A 16,482-nucleotide genomic window follows, 5' to 3' on the forward strand; every position below is an offset into this window, starting at 1 on the left:
GGCCGGGAGCGGAAGGAGTCAGCCCTGGACGCCGCCGCCGCCGGACACGGACGACGCCCGCTCGGCGATGTGGTCGATGAAGCCGTACTCCCGGGCCTCCGCGGCGGTGAACCACTTGTCACGCGCGTTGTCCTCGAGGATGGTCTCGACGGACTGGCCGGTCTGCTCCGCGGTGAGCTCGGCCATGACCCGCTTCATGTGCAGGATGAGCTGTGCCTGGATGCGGATGTCCGACTCCGTGCCGCCGATGCCGCCCGAGGGCTGGTGCATGAGGATGCGGGCATGAGGGGTGGCGTAGCGCTTGCCCTTCGCGCCCGATGCGAGCAGGAACTGGCCCATCGACGCCGCGAGGCCGGTGGCCACGGTCACGACGTCGTTCGGGATGTACTGCATGGTGTCGTAGATCGCCATGCCCGCCGTGACGGAGCCGCCCGGCGAGTTGATGTACAGGTAGATGTCCTTCTCCGGGTCCTCCGCGGAGAGCAGGAGCAGCTGGGAGCAGATCGCGTTCGCGTTGTCGTCGCGCACGTCCGAACCGAGCCAGACGATGCGCTCCTGCAGCAGCCGCTTGTAGAGGTAGTCCTCGCGCTGCTCGGGATCCACCGAGGTCATGCGGGGGGTGATGTCAGTCATCACTGCTGCCTTCCTGTCGAGATGCTTCGCTGGCCCCCGTCCGTGCGCCGCTTCGGGCGCGGAGACGGGTCCCTGATCGAGGTCGACACTATCCGGGCGCCCTCGCCGCGCGAGGACGTGCCGGGGGCGTTTCGCTGTTGGCGCAGGTCGACGACGCCGCCCGGCGGCGGACGCACCGGCGCCCCCGTCCACAGGGGACGGGGGCGCCGGTGCACGGCGGGCACGGGCCCGCAGGAGGATCAGGCCTCGGTGGGCTCCTCGGACTCGGCCGCGGCCTCGTCCTTCTTCGCCGCCGCCTTCTTGGCGGCCGCCTTCTTGGCCGGGGCCTTCTTCGCGGGCTTCTCGGCCGGCTGCTCCTCGGCGGGGGCGTCCTCCACCGGGGCCTCCACGGCGTCAGCGCCGCCCGGGGTCACGAACGCCGTGAGGTCCACGGCGTTGCCCTCGGTGTCGGTGACCTCGGCGTGCTTGAGCACCTCGGCCAGCGCCTTGCGGCGGCGGACCTCGCCCATGATCATCGGGATCTGGCCCGCCTGGTCGAGCATCATGGCGAACTGGTTCGGGTCCATGCCGTACTCGGAGGACGTGGCGATGATGTACTCGATCAGCTCGCCCTGGTCCACGGTCACGGACTCTGCCTCGGCGACCTCGTCGAGGAGGACCTCGTTGGCGAACGCCTCGCGGGTGTTCTTCTCCAGCTCGGCGCGGTGCTCCGGGGTGTCGTGGTCGTCACCGGACTCGTGGCCGCCCGCGGAGAAGTGCTGCTCGAGCTGCTCTGCGATCACGCCGTCCGGCACGGGCACCTCGACGAGCTTGCCCAGCTCCTCGAGGACCTTGTCGCGCGCCTCGACGCCCTGACGGGTCACGGCGTCCTCGGCGGCCTTCTTCTTGAGGTCGGCCTTCAGCTCCTCGATCGTGTCGAACTCGGAGGCCAGCTGGGCGAAGTCGTCGTCGGCCTCGGGCAGCTCGCGGTCCTTCACGGCGGTGAGCTGCACCTTCACGGTGGCGGTGCGGCCGTCGTGCTCGCCGCCGTTGAGGGTGGTCTCGAAGGTGGCGTCCTCGCCGGCGGACAGGCCGTCGAGGGCCTCGTCGATGCCGTCGAGCATGGTGCCGGCGCCCACCTGGTAGGAGAGGCCCTCGGCCTGGTCGACCTGCTCGCCGTCCACGGTGGCGGTCAGCGAGACGGTGACGAAGTCGTCCTTGCCCGCGGGACGGTCCACGTCCTTGAGGGTGCCGAAGCGGGCTCGCAGGGCGTCGAGGGCCTTCTGCTCGTCCTCCTCCGAGGCGGCGGCGGGCTCCACGGTGACCTTGAGGCCCTTGTAGTCGGGCAGCTCGATGGTGGGGCGCACATCGAACTCGGCGGTGAAGGCCACCGGGGCCTCGCGGTTCGCGGAGTCCGGGGAGGCGGTCACGTCCACCTCGGGGCGGGAGATCGGGGTGACCTCGGCCTCCGAGACGGCCTGCGTGAACCACGTGTTCAGGCCCTCGTTGACGGCCTGGTCCACCACGGCCTCGAGTCCGAAGCGCTGCTCGATCATGCGCGCGGGGACCTTGCCGGCACGGAAGCCGGGGATCTGGACCTGCTGGGCGATGTCCTTGAACGCCTTGTCCAGCGCGGGCTTCACCTCCTCGAACGGCACCTCGACGGTCAGCTTGACGCGGGTCGGGCTGAGGTTCTCTGCGGTGGACTTGACCACGGATGGCTCCTGTTGCACTGGATGACGGATGGATGTGACGACAGTGTCGGGGTGACAGGATTTGAACCTGCGGCCTCACGCTCCCAAAGCGCGCGCTCTACCAAGCTGAGCTACACCCCGTCGTCTGGAGATGACGCCGGTCGGGCTCACGCGATCGCACGCCGGGCACCCGAGACGCTGCCTGCAGGGCAGACTGTGGAATCCTAGCGCGCCGCGCGGTCCGGGGCGAAAACCGGGGGCGGAGCCGTCGGCGTCGACCGGCCCGTGAACGCGTCCATGGTGGCATTGACGCCGAGGACGTCCATGGCGGCGTCGAAGGCGCCGCCGGGCAGGGCGCGCAGGGGGGCGATGAGCCCCACGGCCCGGGGCAGGAGGAGCCGACGGCGGCCCGCCTCCACCGCGTCCAGCACCGCGTCGGCCACCGCCTCCGGCCGCAGGATCGGCAGGAGCGCGGGGATGCGGGTGCGGACGCCGACGAACATGCCGGTGCTGACGTAGTACGGGCACACGACGAGCGAGGTGACGGGGCTGCCCTCCTTGCGGAGCTCGGCGCCCAGCGACTCGGCGAAGCCGACGGCGGCGTGCTTGGAGGCCGAGTAGTCGGTCTGCCGGGCGACGCCCACGAGCCCGGCGGCCGAGGCCACCGTGACGATCGCCCCGCGCCCCCGCGCCCGCATCCCGGGGAGCACCGCGCGGGTGAGCCAATAGGGAGCCAGCGCGTTCACCTCGAAGGTGCGGCGGATCCCCTCCTCCGTGGCGTCCTCGAGGCGCGCGCCGGTCACGACGCCCGCGTTGTTGACGGCCACGTCCACCTCGCCCGCGCGCTCGGCGGCCGCGGCGACGGCGGCGGCGTCCGTGACGTCGATCCGCTCGGCGACGCCCTGGGCGCCCCGGGACGTGGCCTCCTGCGCGACGGCGAGCGCGGCCGCCTCGTCCCGATCCCACACGAGCACGCGGGCCGCGCCCCGCTCCGCCGCACCGAGGGCCATGAGGCGGCCGATCCCGGAGCCGGCACCGGTGACGAGCACGGTGCGACCGGCGAGCGGCAGGCGGCGTCGGACGGGGACGACGGAGCGGAGGCCGCGGGCGGCGGCACCGGGTGAGGGGGGACGAAGCGGCATGGCGCCTCCGTGCTAGTCTGGCTGGCGCTGGTCCGCGATCCTCGCGGATGGCCCGGGGATGTAGCTCAATGGTAGAGCCCCAGTCTTCCAAACTGGCTACGCGGGTTCGATTCCCGTCATCCCCTCGTCCGTCCCGGCCCGCCGTCGTCTCCACGGCGGCGACCGGGACTTCTTCATGTCGGCGTCCTCCGCCCAGGTCGTGAGCCGATCCGAGCGAAGGAGCACCCGATCGTGTCCCACCGGCACACCGCCCCCGCGCCGTCCTCCCCGGCCGCCCGTGCCGCGGCCTGGGCGATCCCCGTCGCCGCCGCCCTGCTCATCGTCCTCCTCACGCCGGGGAGCGGGCTCGACCTCGCCGTGTACCGGGAGGGCGGCCTGGCCCTGCTGGACCCGGAGGCGGACCTCTACGCCCCGATCCTGGGCCCGGTGGGCGATCCGGGGCTGCCGTTCACGTACCCCACCTTCGCGGCCCTGCTGTTCACCCCGCTGACCCTGGTCCCGCTGCCCGTCTCCCTCGGAGTGCTGACGGTGCTCACCGCCGTGCTGATGCACCTGGTCAGCCGCGACCTGACCGGACGCCTGCGCGCGGCCCTGCCCCGGTGGCGGGTGCCCGCCTGGGTGCTCACCGTCGTGGCGCTCCTCGCCATGCCCGGCCGTGAGACGCTCACCTATGGCCAGATCAACGTGGTGCTCATGGCCTCGGTCTACCTCGCGCTCGCCTCGCGCCGGCATCCGTGGGCGTGGTTCGCCGTCGCCGTGGGCGTGACCGCCGGCATCAAGCTGACCCCGCTGGCCCTCCTCCTGCTGCCCCTCATGCTGGGCCGGTTCCGCACCATCCTGCTGGCCGGAGGCGCCTTCCTGGCCACGCAGGCCATCGGATTCCTCGCGGCCCCGGAGCCCACCTGGCGGTTCTGGACCTCGGTGCTGCGGGACCCCTCCCGCGTGGGCGGGATCGACTACATCGACAACGCGTCCGTGCGCGGGATGCTCGCGCGCTTCACGGAGCACGAGACGCTCCCGTGGCTGCTCGGCGTCGCCGTGGTGATCGGCCTCGTGGCCGTCCTGCTCCGGCGGGAGCGCGGACAGGACCGGATCGTCCTCCTGGGCCTGACCAGTGCCGTCCCGCTGCTGATCTCCCCCATCAGCTGGGTGCATCACTTCGTGTGGTGGCCCGTGTTCCTCTACGCGGTGCTCGCGGTGACGGCCGGGGCGCGGAGCCGTGCGCTGCGGATCGCCGCGGTGACGGTCGCCGGCCTCACGCTGGCCGCTCTCGCGTACACGTCCAAGCACCTGGCGAACGCCTTCGGGGACGGGTGGATCAACGCGGCCACGGGCGCCGTGATCCCCCTGGGCATGCTGGTGCTGCTCGGGCTCACGCTTGCCGCGAGCCTGACGCACCGGAGCGCGGACCATGCAGAGCCGGTGGAGCACTCGGCGCGCTGAGTGCGGCCCCGCCCGGCGCACACGACGAAGGGCCCGGCACAGTGTGCCGGGCCCTTCGTCGTGTGCGCCGGTTCAGGACGGGCCAGCCGACGTCGGCTTGGCGCGCAGGTCAGACCGCCGCGTTGAACCGCATGTTGAGCAGATCGATGCTGGGAGTGGCCGAGCCACGGGCCGAGGAGAGCGTCAGGCTGAACGAGCGGATAGGTCCGGCAAGGGTCACTGCCACCGTGCCGTTCACGCCCTCGGCAGTGACCGTGTACGGCGAAGCGGTGGTGCCGGCGCCCGTCGCGCCGTTGGCGAGCGTCGCCCTGGTCGGTGCCGGGGTGAGCGCGACCACATCCTGGAACCCCTTCGCGCCGCTGTTCAGCACGGCATTGATCCCGGAGAGGGTGAAGGTGATGTTGGTGACCGCACGGTCGAAGGTGAAGGTCACCGTCGTGGAGCCCGAAATCGTGAGGGCGCTGCCCGCACCGCTGATGGTGCCCCCGCTCGATGCCGCGACACCGACGAGCAGCGTGGGCGGAGCGGGCGTCACAGGCGGCGTGGTCGCGACGGGGGTGGCGGTGCCGGCGCCGGAGGCGGCGAACGCCACCGTGTACACGACGCTCGGTGACGCGGCGGCGAACGGGGCCGCGGCGACGGCAGCCACGGCGGGCACGCTCCAGGCCAGGCCGCGGACGACGGAAGAGCGGGAGACAGGAGTGGCCGGGTGCGGCATGCGAAGTCCTCTGCTGGTGTACGGGAGGTGGTGGGCCAGCGCTTCAACTGAGAGCCGGTTCGCCCTCCCGACAACGCCGAGAACAGTATAGGCACAGCCCCGCACAACAAATTGGGCACCTCTGCGTCCAGGAATACCCCGCTGACCTGGGGGGTCGCGCCCCTTCGCAGGCTTCACGTCACCGGTGGCTTGAGGTGGTGTTCACCATCCCAGGCGAACGACGGTGCCGCAGGGGCGCGCGGCACCCGCCGTTCGCCCGGTGGGCCTGCATCATTCACGCCGTGGTCGCCCCGTCATCGCACCCCGCGCGTAGAACGGCCGCCATGGACTTCTCCTTCGTCTCCGCCGTCTCCCGCCGCGGTCTCCTCCAGTGCGCCGCTGCCGTCGCCGGCACCGCCGCCATCACCCTGCGGAAGACCGACGCCGCCGCGGCGACGGCCCCCGCCCGCACCGGCGTCTTCGGCTACGGCGTGGCCTCCGGCGTTCCCCTGGCGGACCGCGTGGTCATCTGGACCCGCGCCACTCCCCCGATCCCGGCCGCGGAGGCCGGGCGGCCACCCCCGGCTCGGGCCTGGGCAAGCCGCTCGTGGTGCAGAGGGAGGTGGCCCGCGACCCCGACATGAAGCGCGTGGTTCGCCGCGGCCACGTCAAGACGAGCGCCGCCTCCGACCACACCGTCAAGGTCGACGTCGACGGCCTGGGCCCCTGCACGCGCTACTGGTACCGGTTCAGCGCGCGGGGCGAGCACAGCCCGGTCGGCCGCACCCAGACGGCCCCCGACGTCGCCACGCCCTCCAGAAGTCCGACCCGGACCAGCAGGCCGCGCACCAGGCGCTTCCCTGGATCACGATCGTCGACGACCACGAGATCACGAACGACGCGTGGGCCGACGGCGCCCAGAACCACCAGCCGGGCGAGGGCGACGACGCGGCCCGTAAGGCGTCCACGCTCCAGGCCTACCTCGAGTGGATGCCGGTGCGGCTGCCCGACCAGTCGGTGCCGCACGAGGGGACCCGCTGCTTCCGCCGGTTCCCCTTCGGCGACCTCGCCCAGCTCAGCATCGCCGACACCCGCCAGAACCGGTCCCGCCGGGCCTGCGGCTTCCTGCCCCTGGGGAATCCGGTGACCGACGCGGTCATGGAGGATCCGGCCCGCGTGCTCACCGAGCCCGCCCGGACCCGGTGGCTGCAGGACGGCGTGCGCCGCGCCGCGGAGCTGTGGCACCCGATCGGCCAGCAGATCGTGATGACGCGGGTGCTGTGGCCCGGGGCCGCGCTCGGGGCGTCAGGCGCGACGATCGTCAACGCCGACCAGTGGGACGGCTATCGACCGGCGCAGCGGGACATGGTCGACTCCCTGTGCCAGGCGCGTGCCGACGCCGTGGTCCTCACGGGCGACACCCACTCCTCGCGGGCGAACGAGCTGGTCGCCGACCGTGGCGAGCGCTCGACCGGCGTCGAGTTCGTCTGCCCCTCCGTCTCCAGCGACGGCTTCTTCGAGTTCAGCGGCGGCACGGCCGACCCGGTGGGCGGCGTGACACGCACCCGTCAGCTCACCGGCGCCCTCCAGGCCATGAACCCCCACGTGAAGCACCTGGACGGGATCGGACACGGCTGGGTCTGCGTGGACGTCACCCCGGAACGCGTGCAGGCCGACTGGCACCCGACCCCGCTGCCGACGGCGGCCGTGCCCGATCCGCGCGTCGTGCGCGGCATCGAGCCGGTGCACGCGTTCTCCTACGTCACCCGCCGCGGGGAGCGCACCCTGCGGGCGGCCGCCGGACCGGTCGGCCGGCGCGCCGACACGCCCCGCTGACGGAGCGGGCCGACCGCCGCCCCACAGGACGGACGACGGTCGGCCTCGGCACGGTCACGTCTGGCACACGGTGCAGCGGTACAGCTTCCGCGCGGCCATCTCCTCCACCACGATCGCATCCCGCCCGCACACCAGGCACGGCCGGCCGTGGCGGTGGTAGACGTAGGTCGCATGCTCGGGCCACGCCTCCTCGGCGGGAACGCCGGGCCGGTGCTCGGGGCGCGTCGTCACGATGCGTCCGAGACGCACGCCCTCGCACATGAGCGCGGCGTTGTCGTCCCACAGGGCGCACAGCGCCTCCTCCCCCACGTCCCTCGCGGGTCTCCACGGGTCGATCCCGGCGCGGAACAGGGCCTCGGCACGGAAGATGTTGCCGATCCCGCTCGCGGCCGACTGGTCCATGAGCACGACGCCGATCGGCCGCCTCGTGCGGGCGGCGAGCCGCAGGAAGGGGGTGGGGTCGTCACCGTTGAGGGGGTCGGGACCGAGCGTCGCGGTCACCTGCTCCACCTCGTCGGCGGTGAGCAGCCGGCACTGCGCGGCCCCGATCAGATCCGCCCAGCCGTGCGCGGAGCGCAGGCGCAAGCGCACCGTGGGGGCCGGTGGCGGCGGGACGACCCAGCCGTCGTCGTGGGCGAGGCCGGATGTGGCCGGGCCGCCCTGCACCTCCCGCTCCCCGATGCGCCGCGGCGCGCCGATGGACGAGGCTGCGGCGAACGTCTCGTCCCCGCCGAAGGTCCATGCCCCGTACATGCCGAGGTGGACGTTGAGCGACAGACCGTCCTCGACGTCGGCGAAGAAGTGCTTGCCGTGCGCCCACGCGCGCTCGAGGACGCGCCCGTCGATCAGCGCCGCGCCCTCGGTGAACCGCCCCTGCGGGCTCGAGGCGCCCAGGATCTCGCCGCCGAAGACGTCGGTGAACTGGCGCGCGAGACGGTGGATGGAGTGCCCCTCAGGCACTCACATCACGACCTCGCCGGTCACCTCGTAGCGCGCGATCTTGCCGATGCGGCGCACGTGGCGCTCGTCCTCGCTGAAGGGCTCGGCGAGGAACGCCTCGATGATCGCGGTGGCCTCCTCGAGGCTGTGCTGCCGGCCGCCCACGGCGACGACGTTCGCGTCGTTGTGCTCGCGGGCGAGCTTCGCGGTGCTGAGGTTCCAGGCCAGCGCGGCGCGGACGCCCTGCACCTTGTTCGCGGCGATCTGCTCACCGTTGCCGGAGCCGCCGAGGACGATGCCGAGGGAGTCCTTCCCCTCGGCGCGCTCCGCCGCGACGGCCTCGGCCGCGTTGATGCAGAAGCCCGGGTAGTCGTCGAGGGCGTCGTACTCGGCGGGGCCGTGGTCCACCATCTCGTAGCCCTGCGCGGTCAGGTGCTCCACGAGGTGGGCGGACAGCTCCATCCCGGCGTGGTCGGTGGCGATGTGGACGCGCATGGGGGCTCCCGGAAGGTAGGCGGAGGGTCGGCGACCAGCCTACCGAGCGGAGACGTCGGCCCGGGTGACCGGGGGCAGGCGATCCACACCACAGCCGGAGCGCGGCCGCCGGGCGGGGTGTCCGGCTCAGGTGACACAATGGCGGGCAGTGAGCCGGGGCACATCCCGCACCGGCCGTCGTCGTCCCTTCCCTACCCCTGGAGGTTCCGTGAGCTCCGCACGCCTGAACATCACCCGCGAGGAGGCCGCGCAGCGCGCCGCCGCCCTGACCGTGGACGCCTACGAGGTGAGCCTGGACCTCGCCCGCGGCGCCGAGCGCTTCGCCGTGACGAGCACCGTCACCTTCGCGGCGAGCGAGGACGCGGTGGGCTCGAGCACCTGGATCGACTGGGTGGCGACGACGGCGCCCCGCGCGGTCACGCTCAACGGCGAACGCCTTGACGTCGCGGACTTCGACGGCGCCCGCGTGGCCGTCGGCCCGCTGGCCGCGCAGAACACGCTCGTGGTGGAGGCCGAGGGCGACTACTCGACCACCGGTGAGGGCCTGCACCGCTTCGTGGACCCGGTGGACCAGGAGGTGTACCTCTACACCCAGTTCGAGGTGCCGGACTCCCGCCGCATGTTCCCCGTGTTCGAGCAGCCGGACCTGAAGGCGTCCTTCGCGTTCAGGGTCACGGCGCCGGCGCACTGGGCCGTCGTCTCCAACCAGCCGGAGACGTCCCGCCGCCCGCTGGGCCGCGTCGAGAACGAGGACAACCTCGGCGGCGTGGACGCCGCCGTGTGGGAGTTCGCCCCCACCCCGCGCATCTCCTCCTACATCACCGCCCTCGTGGCCGGCCCGTACAGGTCCACGCATTCCGAGCTGACCAGCGCGGACGGCCGCACCATCCCCCTCGGCGTGTACTGCCGCGCCTCCCTCTTCGAGCACCTCGACGCGGACGCCGTCTTCGACCTCACCCGTCGCGGCTTCGAGTTCTTCGAGGCGCAGTACGGCCACCCCTACCCGTTCGAGAAGTACGACCAGCTCTTCGTGCCGGAGTTCAACGCGGGCGCCATGGAGAACGCCGGCTGCGTGACGTTCCTCGAGAGCTACGTCTTCCGCGGCACGGTCACGGAGGCCGTCGTCGAGCGCCGCGCCATCACCATCCTGCATGAGCTCGCCCACATGTGGTTCGGCGACCTCGTGACCATGCGCTGGTGGAACGACCTGTGGCTCAACGAGTCCTTCGCCGAGTTCATGTCCACGCTCGCCGCGGCCGAGAACACGGAGTACACCGGCGCGTGGACCACGTTCTCCTCGATGGAGAAGAACTGGGCGTACCGCCAGGACCAGCTCTCCTCCACGCACCCGATCACGGCGCAGATCCGCGACCTCGACGACGTGCTCGTGAACTTCGACGGCATCACCTACGCCAAGGGGGCCTCGGTGCTTCGTCAGCTCGTCGCGTGGGTGGGTCAGGAGAACTTCATGGCCGGCGTGCGCGAGTACATCGCCAAGCACGCGTGGTCCAACACCGAGCTGCCGGACCTCATGACGGAGCTCGAGGCCTCCTCCGGCCGGGACCTCTCCGAGTGGACCCGCCAGTGGCTCGAGACCTCCGGCGTGAACACCCTCCATGTGGAGGTGGACACGGACGCGAGCGGCACGATCGCCTCCCTGCGCCTGCGCCAGACCGCGCCGGACGGCTCCCCCACCGCGCCCGGCGACGACATCCTGCGCCCGCACCGCCTCGCGGTCGGCTTCTACGACGTCGACGAGGCGACCGGCCGCCTGACCCGGACCGACCGCTTCGAGCTGGACGTGGCGGGCGAGCTGACCGAGGTGGCGGAGGCCGCGGGCCGCCGTCGCCCCGCGCTGATCCTGCCCAACGACGACGACCTCGCCTACGCCAAGATCCGCCTCGACGACGCCTCGTGGGAGGCCGCGTCCACCCGCCTGAAGGACGTGGACGGCTCCCTGCCGCGCACCCTTCTGTGGGGCGCCGCATGGGACACCGTGCGCGACGGCGAGGCCTCGGCCGCGTGGTTCGCCGAGCTCATCCTGGCGAACATCGGCGAGGAGCGGGACTCCACCGTGGTGCAGACCCTGCTGCGCCAGCTGGCGACGTCGCTGTCCCAGTACCTGCCCGAGGCGCAGTCCCGCCCGGCGCGCGAGCGCGTGGCGGACCGGCTGTGGGCCCTGACGGAGCAGGCCGAGGCCGGGTCGGACAACCAGCTGCAGTTCGTCAAGGCCTTCGCCCTGCACGCGCGGACGGGCGCGCAGCTCGACGCCCTCGACGCCGTCGTGGACGAGCGCAGCGTGCTGCCCGGGCTGGACCTCACGACGGACCTGAAGTGGGAGCTGCTCACCGCGCTCGTGGCCGCGGGCCGCGCGGGCGAGGAGCAGATCGCGGCGGCCGCGCAGGCCGACGCCACCGCCACCGGCGCGCTCGCGGCGCTGCAGGCCCGCGCCGCCGTGCCCACCGCCGAGGCCAAGCAGGAGGCGTGGCGCCGGGTGGTGGCCGGCGAGCTGTCCAATACGGAGCAGCGCCAGGCGCTCATCGGCTTCGGCCGGGTGCACGACCGCTCCCTGATCGCCCCCTACGCCGAGGAGTACTTCTCCCGCATCGAGCAGGTGTGGGACTCGCGCTCGCACGAGATGGCCGAGACCGCGGCGACCCTCGGGTTCCCGGCGGCGCAGGTGGGCCAGGAGGTGGCGGACCGGGCGACCGAGCTCTCCGAGCGGGTGAAGGGCTCCCGCGCGGGCCTGTCCCGCGTGGTGGCCGAGGGCCGCGACGAGATGGTCCGCGCCCTCGCCGCTCGCGCGCATGCGGAGGAGAACGTGCACGAGGTGTCCGCCGCGGGCTGACGCGGCCCCTCCCCGGCACGGGACCGGACCCTCGACGGGTTCGGCCCGTGGCGCGTCCTGGTGCGGCACTAGGCTGGGAGGATGAAGCACACCTTCACGCTGCGCACCGAGTGGACCGGCGACCGCGGGACCGGCACGTCCGGCGTCCGCGACTACGACCGCTCCGTGGTCATCCAGGACGCCGGCGTCGGGGAGATCCACGCGTCGGCGGCCCGGCCCTTCCGCGGAGACGACTCGAAGTGGAATCCGGAGACCCTCCTGCTCGGCGCGCTCGCCGAGTGCCACACGCTCTCCTACCTGCACGCCGCCGCGACCTCGGGACTCGTGGTGACCGGCATGGCCTGCACGGCGTCCGGCGAGATCGAGGTGGACGGCGACGGCGCGGGGCGCTTCGCCTCGATCACCCTGCGCCCCGAGGTGCGCCTGGCCGACGAGTCCCACCGCGGCGAGGCCGACGCCCTGCACGCCGAGGCGCACCGGCTCTGCTTCATCGCGAATTCACTCTCCGCGCCGGTGACGGTGGAGCCGGTCGCCGGCGACGGCCCGGGCACCGGGCCCGCGACGTCGTCCGGGCTCCCCGACCTGTCCTCCCGCCTGGGCGCTCCGCTCGCGGTGCTGCGCCCGCGCGGCGCGAACCGGCCGAGCGCCGTGACCGGCATGGAGAACCGGCCCACCGAGGTGGAGCCGATCACGAAGGACGGCGCCCCCGCGCCCGTTGACCAGGTCCGCGCGCGCGACGCGCAGAGGGGCCCGACGACGGCGGGGCCCACCGCGCCCGACCGGATGACCAGCTTCTACGACGCGGTCGGCGGGCACGCGACGTTCTCGAAGCTCGTGCACGAGTTCTACTCGCGCGTCCGCGAGGACGAGCTGCTCGCGCCCATGTACCCGCAGGAGGACTTCGCCGGCGCCGAGGTGCGCCTGCGCCTGTTCCTCGAGCAGTACTGGGGCGGTCCGAGGACGTACTCCGAGCAGCGGGGCCACCCCCGCCTGCGCATGCGCCACGCGCCCTACAAGGTCGACCCTGCCGCCCGCGACGCCTGGCTGCGGAACATGCGCGCCGCCCTGGACACCCTGGACCTGTCCCCGCTGCACGAGGCCGAACTGTGGGACTACCTCGAGCGGGCGGCGCACTCGCTGCAGAACTCCGCCTGACTCTCTCAGACCGCGACGGCGGCCCTCCCCAGGACGAAGCCACCCGGGGTGTCGAGCCGGGTCCACGGGCCGGCGGTGCTCAGGCGGGCGTGGCTGCCCGGGAGCAGGAAGCCCAGCGCGTGCGCGCCGAACGCCATGCCCGCGGGGAACTGGAGGGCGTCCCCGCCGAGGGTGGGGCCCCACATGCGGGCACGGACCTGGCGCACCACGGCCTCGCCGGGGTTCTCGGGCAGAGCCGCCCGCACGGCCTCCACGCCGCGGGAGGCCACCTCGATCAGCTCCTCGTCCGCCACCTCGGCGGCCGGGGTCCAGCCGGAGCGCGGCGGCGTCAGCGCGGTCCAGGAGACCTGCTCACGGGTCGGCGGGACGGGGAACGCGAGGTCCACCGGGTCCTGCCCGCGCATGCGGGCGGTGCGCTCCGTCACGGCCCCGAGCGGGACGACGACGTCGAGTCCGGCGACCCCGTCCGCCGTCGCGAGCGGAACGGTGCGCAGGCCGAGGACCACGGGGACCTGGTCGCCGAGACCCTGCGGCTGCAGCACGGAGACCCACTGCGCGAGCATCGGCGTGCGGGAGGACCCCGCCTCCGCGACGACGTCCAGGCGCATCCCCGTGTCGGCCACGCGGCGGGCGCGCGTGGCGAACTGCTCGAGGTCGCGGACGGCGCGCTCGTCGACGAAGGTCAGGACGGGGACGCCGTCCCGGTCGCGGGGGGTGCCGGTGGAGGGGGGCTGCTGGCTCATGACAGCATTGTCCCAGGTTCGGCCCCGCCCGGACCCGCCCCGTGCCCGGAATCGGCCCGGGCGCCGCACGGACCACTCCAGGAAAGGGAGCACCCCATGACGCCGCGCACCCCGAAGCGCCCCGCCTCCGCGCCGAAGGACCCCACCGACCTGCTGCGTGGCATCCTCGACCTGGCAGACGCCGGCCCGGACCCCGTCACCGGCGAGCCGCGGTTCACCGGCACCACGCCGCGGCAGGCGCACGGCCGCGTCTTCGGCGGTCAGGTGCTCGCCCAGGCGCTGGCCGCGGCCGCGCGGACCGTGGCGGGCACCCGGCCCGCGCACTCGATCCACGGGTACTTCATCCGCCCCGGGGACGCGCTGCAGCCGATCACCTTCACCGTGGAGACGCTCCGCGACGGCCGCTCCTTCTCCGTGCGGCGCGTGCTCGCGTCCCAGAACGAGAAGGCCATCCTCGCCCTGACGTGCTCCTTCCAGGAGCCGGCCGAGGGAGTGGACCACCAGGTGGCCATGCCCGAGGACGTCCCGGCCCCGGAGGAGCTGCCCACCACCGCCGACGTCCTGGGCAACATCCGCCACCCCGTGGCGCAGGAGTGGTCCTGGTCCCGCCCCTTCGACATCCGCCACGTCCAGTCCCCCATCTACGTGGACCGCGCGGCCCGGGCCCAGAACACGAACATGGTGTGGATGAAGACATTCACGCCGCTGGCCGACGACCCGCGCCTGCACCTGGCCGCCCTGACGTACGCGTCCGACTACACGCTGCTCGAGCCGATCCTGCGCCAGCACGGGGTGGCCTGGGTGCAGCCGGGCATGTCCGTCGCGTCGCTGGACCACGCGATGTGGTTCCACCGTGCGGCCCGCGTCGACGAGTGGCTGCTCTACGTCCAGCACTCCCCCAGCGCCCAGGGCGCGCGCGGGCTCGGCCAGGGCTCGGTCTTCACCCGCGAGGGCGAGCTGGTGGCCACCGTGGCCCAGGAGGGGATGGTGCGCCTGCCGCAGGGCCATGCGGCGACCCGTGCGAAGGTCCAGGACGCCGCCCAGCGCCTGACCATGCGGACCCTGCTGCGCCGCAGCTGGCGCCGCTGAGACACCCCCCGTCATCCAGGCCCTCGGGCGCAGACGACGACGGCCCGCCTCGATCGTCCGAGGCGGGCCGTCGTCGTCCCGGCGGGACGGTCAGTCGCGCGTGAGCTTGCGGTGGGTCACGCGGTGCGGGCGCGCGGCGTCCGGGCCGAGGCGGTCCACCTTGTTCGCCTCATAGGACTCGAAGTTCCCCTCATACCAGTACCAGTTCGCCGGGTCCTCGGCGGTGCCCTCGTACGCGAGCATGTGCGTGGCCACGCGGTCGAGGAACCAGCGGTCGTGCGAGACCACGACGGCGCACCCCGGGAACTCGAGCAGCGCGTTCTCGAGCGAGGTCAGCGTCTCGACGTCCAGGTCGTTGGTGGGCTCGTCGAGGAGCAGCAGGTTGCCGCCCTCCTTGAGCGTCAGCGCCAGGTTGAGGCGGTTGCGCTCACCGCCGGAGAGCACACCGGCCTTCTTCTGCTGGTCCGGGCCCTTGAAGCCGAACGCGGAGACGTAGGCGCGGGAGGGCATCTCCACGTTGCCGACCTTGATGTAGTCCAGGCCGTCCGAGACGACCTCCCACAGCGACTTCTCGGGGTCGATGTTCGCGCGGGACTGGTCCACGTAGGAGATCTTCACGGTCTCGCCGACCTTGAGGTCGCCGCCGTCGAGGGGCTCGAGCCCCACGATGGTCTTGAACAGCGTGGTCTTGCCGACGCCGTTGGGGCCGATGACGCCCACGATGCCGTTGCGCGGCAGGGAGAAGGACAGGCCGTCGATGAGCACGCGGTCCCCGAAGCCCTTCTTCAGGTCCGTGGCCTCGATGACGGTGTTGCCCAGGCGCGGGCCCGGCGGGATCTGGATCTCCTCGAAGTCGAGCTTCCGGGTCTTCTCGGCCTCGGCGGCCATCTCCTCGTAGCGGGCCAGGCGGGCCTTCGACTTGGCCTGGCGGCCCTTCGAGTTGGAGCGCACCCAGTCGAGCTCCTCGGCGAGGCGCTTGGCGAGCTTGGCGTCCTTCTTGCCCTGCACCTCGAGGCGCGCGCGCTTGGTCTCCAGGTACGTGGAGTAGTTGCCCTCGTAGGGGTAGAGGCGGCCGCGGTCGACCTCGCAGATCCACTGGGCCACGTGGTCCAGGAAGTAGCGGTCGTGGGTCACGGCGACGACGGCGCCGGGGTAGGCGGCCAGGTGCTGCTCGAGCCACAGCACGGACTCCGCGTCCAGGTGGTTGGTGGGCTCGTCGAGGAGCAGCAGGTCCGGCTTCTGGAGCAGGAGCTTGCACAGGGCCACGCGGCGGCGCTCACCGCCGGAGAGCTTGGTCACGGGCTCGTCGGCCGGGGGCGTGCGAAGGGCGTCCATGGCCTGCTCGAGCTGGGAGTCGATGTCCCACGCGTCGGCGGCGTCGATGTCCGTCTGCAGCGAGCCCATCTCCTCCATCAGGGCGTCGAAGTCCGCGTCCGGATTCGCCATCTCCTCGGAGATCTGGTTGTAGCGCTGGATCTTGCCGTAGATCTCGCCCACGCCCTCCTGGACGTTCTCCAGGACGGTCTTGGACTCGTCCAGCTTCGGCTCCTGCATGAGGATGCCGACGGAGTACCCGGGCGAGAGCCGGGCGTCGCCGTTCGAGGGCTCGTCGAGCCCCGCCATGATCTTCAGGATCGTGGACTTGCCGGCACCGTTGGGGCCGACCATGCCGATCTTCGCGCCCGGATAGAACGACATCGTCACATCGTCCAGGATCAGCTTGTCGCCGACCTTCTTCCGGGCCTTGACCATCGTGTAGATGAATTCCGCCATGCGTCCCAGGCTAGTG

The 16,482-nt window shown here is 72.6% G+C and carries 14 protein-coding genes, 2 tRNA genes and 2 pseudogenes; 9 read left to right on the plus strand and 9 right to left on the minus strand.

The annotated features are described in order from the left end of the window. Positions 1 to 18 precede the first annotated feature (18 nt). The 4 genes from NJC10_RS04855 to NJC10_RS04870 all read right to left on the minus strand — a co-directional run bounded on the left by NJC10_RS04855 (position 19) and on the right by NJC10_RS04870 (position 3,448). Positions 19 to 612, minus strand: a complete 594-nt coding sequence (locus tag NJC10_RS04855; RefSeq protein ID WP_248115310.1) for a ClpP family protease — start codon at positions 610 to 612, stop codon at positions 19 to 21. Positions 613 to 872: 260 nt separating this feature from the next. Then, positions 873 to 2,327 carry a trigger factor gene (gene tig / locus NJC10_RS04860; RefSeq protein WP_319074935.1) on the minus strand — a complete coding sequence of 485 codons (1,455 nt, stop codon included), beginning with the start codon at positions 2,325 to 2,327 and terminating at the stop codon, positions 873 to 875. Between the two features lie 46 nt (positions 2,328 to 2,373). Further along, positions 2,374 to 2,447: transfer RNA gene (locus tag NJC10_RS04865), tRNA-Pro, on the minus strand. An 83-nt stretch (positions 2,448 to 2,530) separates the two neighbouring features. Continuing rightward, complete coding sequence (locus tag NJC10_RS04870; protein ID WP_319074936.1) at positions 2,531 to 3,448, minus strand: SDR family oxidoreductase; 918 nt, start codon at positions 3,446 to 3,448, stop codon at positions 2,531 to 2,533. A gap of 54 nt (positions 3,449 to 3,502) precedes the next feature. Here NJC10_RS04870 and NJC10_RS04875 point away from each other — a divergent pair. After that, a tRNA-Gly gene (locus NJC10_RS04875) sits at positions 3,503 to 3,573 on the plus strand. Positions 3,574 to 3,679: 106 nt separating this feature from the next. Continuing rightward, the gene (locus NJC10_RS04880; RefSeq protein WP_319074938.1) at positions 3,680 to 4,891 is read left to right on the plus strand and encodes a glycosyltransferase 87 family protein; all 1,212 of its coding nucleotides are present in this window, start codon (positions 3,680 to 3,682) and stop codon (positions 4,889 to 4,891) included. A gap of 109 nt (positions 4,892 to 5,000) precedes the next feature. Here the strand turns inward: NJC10_RS04880 and NJC10_RS04885 are convergent, their stop codons facing one another. Continuing rightward, complete coding sequence (locus tag NJC10_RS04885; protein WP_319074940.1) at positions 5,001 to 5,540, minus strand: hypothetical protein; 540 nt, start codon at positions 5,538 to 5,540, stop codon at positions 5,001 to 5,003. Positions 5,541 to 5,932: 392 nt separating this feature from the next. Between NJC10_RS04885 and NJC10_RS04890 the strand changes: the two genes are divergently transcribed. The 3 genes and pseudogenes from NJC10_RS04890 (at position 5,933) to NJC10_RS04895 (ending at position 7,424) form a co-directional block, all read left to right on the plus strand. After that, positions 5,933 to 6,232 carry a hypothetical protein gene (locus NJC10_RS04890; protein WP_319075009.1) on the plus strand — a complete coding sequence of 100 codons (300 nt, stop codon included), beginning with the start codon at positions 5,933 to 5,935 and terminating at the stop codon, positions 6,230 to 6,232. Then, positions 6,229 to 6,321: pseudogene (locus tag NJC10_RS11245) on the plus strand (hypothetical protein); the annotation flags it as partial. The gene NJC10_RS04890 and the pseudogene NJC10_RS11245, both read left to right, overlap by 4 nt. Before the next feature lie 5 nt (positions 6,322 to 6,326). Continuing rightward, positions 6,327 to 7,424, plus strand: coding sequence for an alkaline phosphatase D family protein (locus NJC10_RS04895; protein ID WP_319075005.1), 1,098 nt, complete (start codon positions 6,327 to 6,329; stop codon positions 7,422 to 7,424). 54 nt (positions 7,425 to 7,478) lie between these two features. Here the strand turns inward: NJC10_RS04895 and NJC10_RS04900 are convergent, their stop codons facing one another. Continuing rightward, entirely contained in the window at positions 7,479 to 8,384 is a 906-nt protein-coding gene (locus tag NJC10_RS04900; protein WP_319074942.1) for an Fpg/Nei family DNA glycosylase, read from the minus strand. Beyond that, positions 8,385 to 8,858 carry a ribose-5-phosphate isomerase gene (locus NJC10_RS04905; RefSeq protein ID WP_319074943.1) on the minus strand — a complete coding sequence of 158 codons (474 nt, stop codon included), beginning with the start codon at positions 8,856 to 8,858 and terminating at the stop codon, positions 8,385 to 8,387. A gap of 208 nt (positions 8,859 to 9,066) precedes the next feature. Here NJC10_RS04905 and pepN point away from each other — a divergent pair, with 208 nt between their 5' ends. The 3 genes and pseudogenes from pepN to NJC10_RS04920 all read left to right on the plus strand — a co-directional run bounded on the left by pepN (position 9,067) and on the right by NJC10_RS04920 (position 12,861). After that, the gene (gene pepN, locus NJC10_RS04910; RefSeq protein WP_319074945.1) at positions 9,067 to 11,706 is read left to right on the plus strand and encodes an aminopeptidase N; all 2,640 of its coding nucleotides are present in this window, start codon (positions 9,067 to 9,069) and stop codon (positions 11,704 to 11,706) included. An 81-nt stretch (positions 11,707 to 11,787) separates the two neighbouring features. Continuing rightward, positions 11,788 to 12,219 (plus strand): annotated as a pseudogene (locus NJC10_RS04915) (OsmC family protein); the annotation flags it as partial. A gap of 270 nt (positions 12,220 to 12,489) precedes the next feature. Next, a complete protein-coding gene (locus NJC10_RS04920; protein WP_248115311.1) occupies positions 12,490 to 12,861 on the plus strand; it encodes a globin in 372 nt (123 codons plus the stop codon). Positions 12,862 to 12,866: 5 nt separating this feature from the next. Here NJC10_RS04920 and NJC10_RS04925 read toward each other — a convergent pair whose 3' ends face one another. Continuing rightward, complete coding sequence (locus tag NJC10_RS04925) at positions 12,867 to 13,604, minus strand: hypothetical protein (RefSeq protein WP_319074946.1); 738 nt, start codon at positions 13,602 to 13,604, stop codon at positions 12,867 to 12,869. A gap of 96 nt (positions 13,605 to 13,700) precedes the next feature. Here NJC10_RS04925 and NJC10_RS04930 point away from each other — a divergent pair, with 96 nt between their 5' ends. Beyond that, the gene (locus NJC10_RS04930; protein WP_298713368.1) at positions 13,701 to 14,693 is read left to right on the plus strand and encodes an acyl-CoA thioesterase; all 993 of its coding nucleotides are present in this window, start codon (positions 13,701 to 13,703) and stop codon (positions 14,691 to 14,693) included. A gap of 90 nt (positions 14,694 to 14,783) precedes the next feature. On the opposite strand, the gene ettA is transcribed toward NJC10_RS04930, so the two are convergent. Beyond that, positions 14,784 to 16,466 carry an energy-dependent translational throttle protein EttA gene (gene ettA, locus NJC10_RS04935; protein WP_248114994.1) on the minus strand — a complete coding sequence of 561 codons (1,683 nt, stop codon included), beginning with the start codon at positions 16,464 to 16,466 and terminating at the stop codon, positions 14,784 to 14,786. Positions 16,467 to 16,482 lie beyond the last annotated feature (16 nt).

Source organism: Micrococcus sp. M4NT, assembly GCF_033790745.1.
Lineage (GTDB): Bacteria > Actinomycetota > Actinomycetes > Actinomycetales > Micrococcaceae > Micrococcus.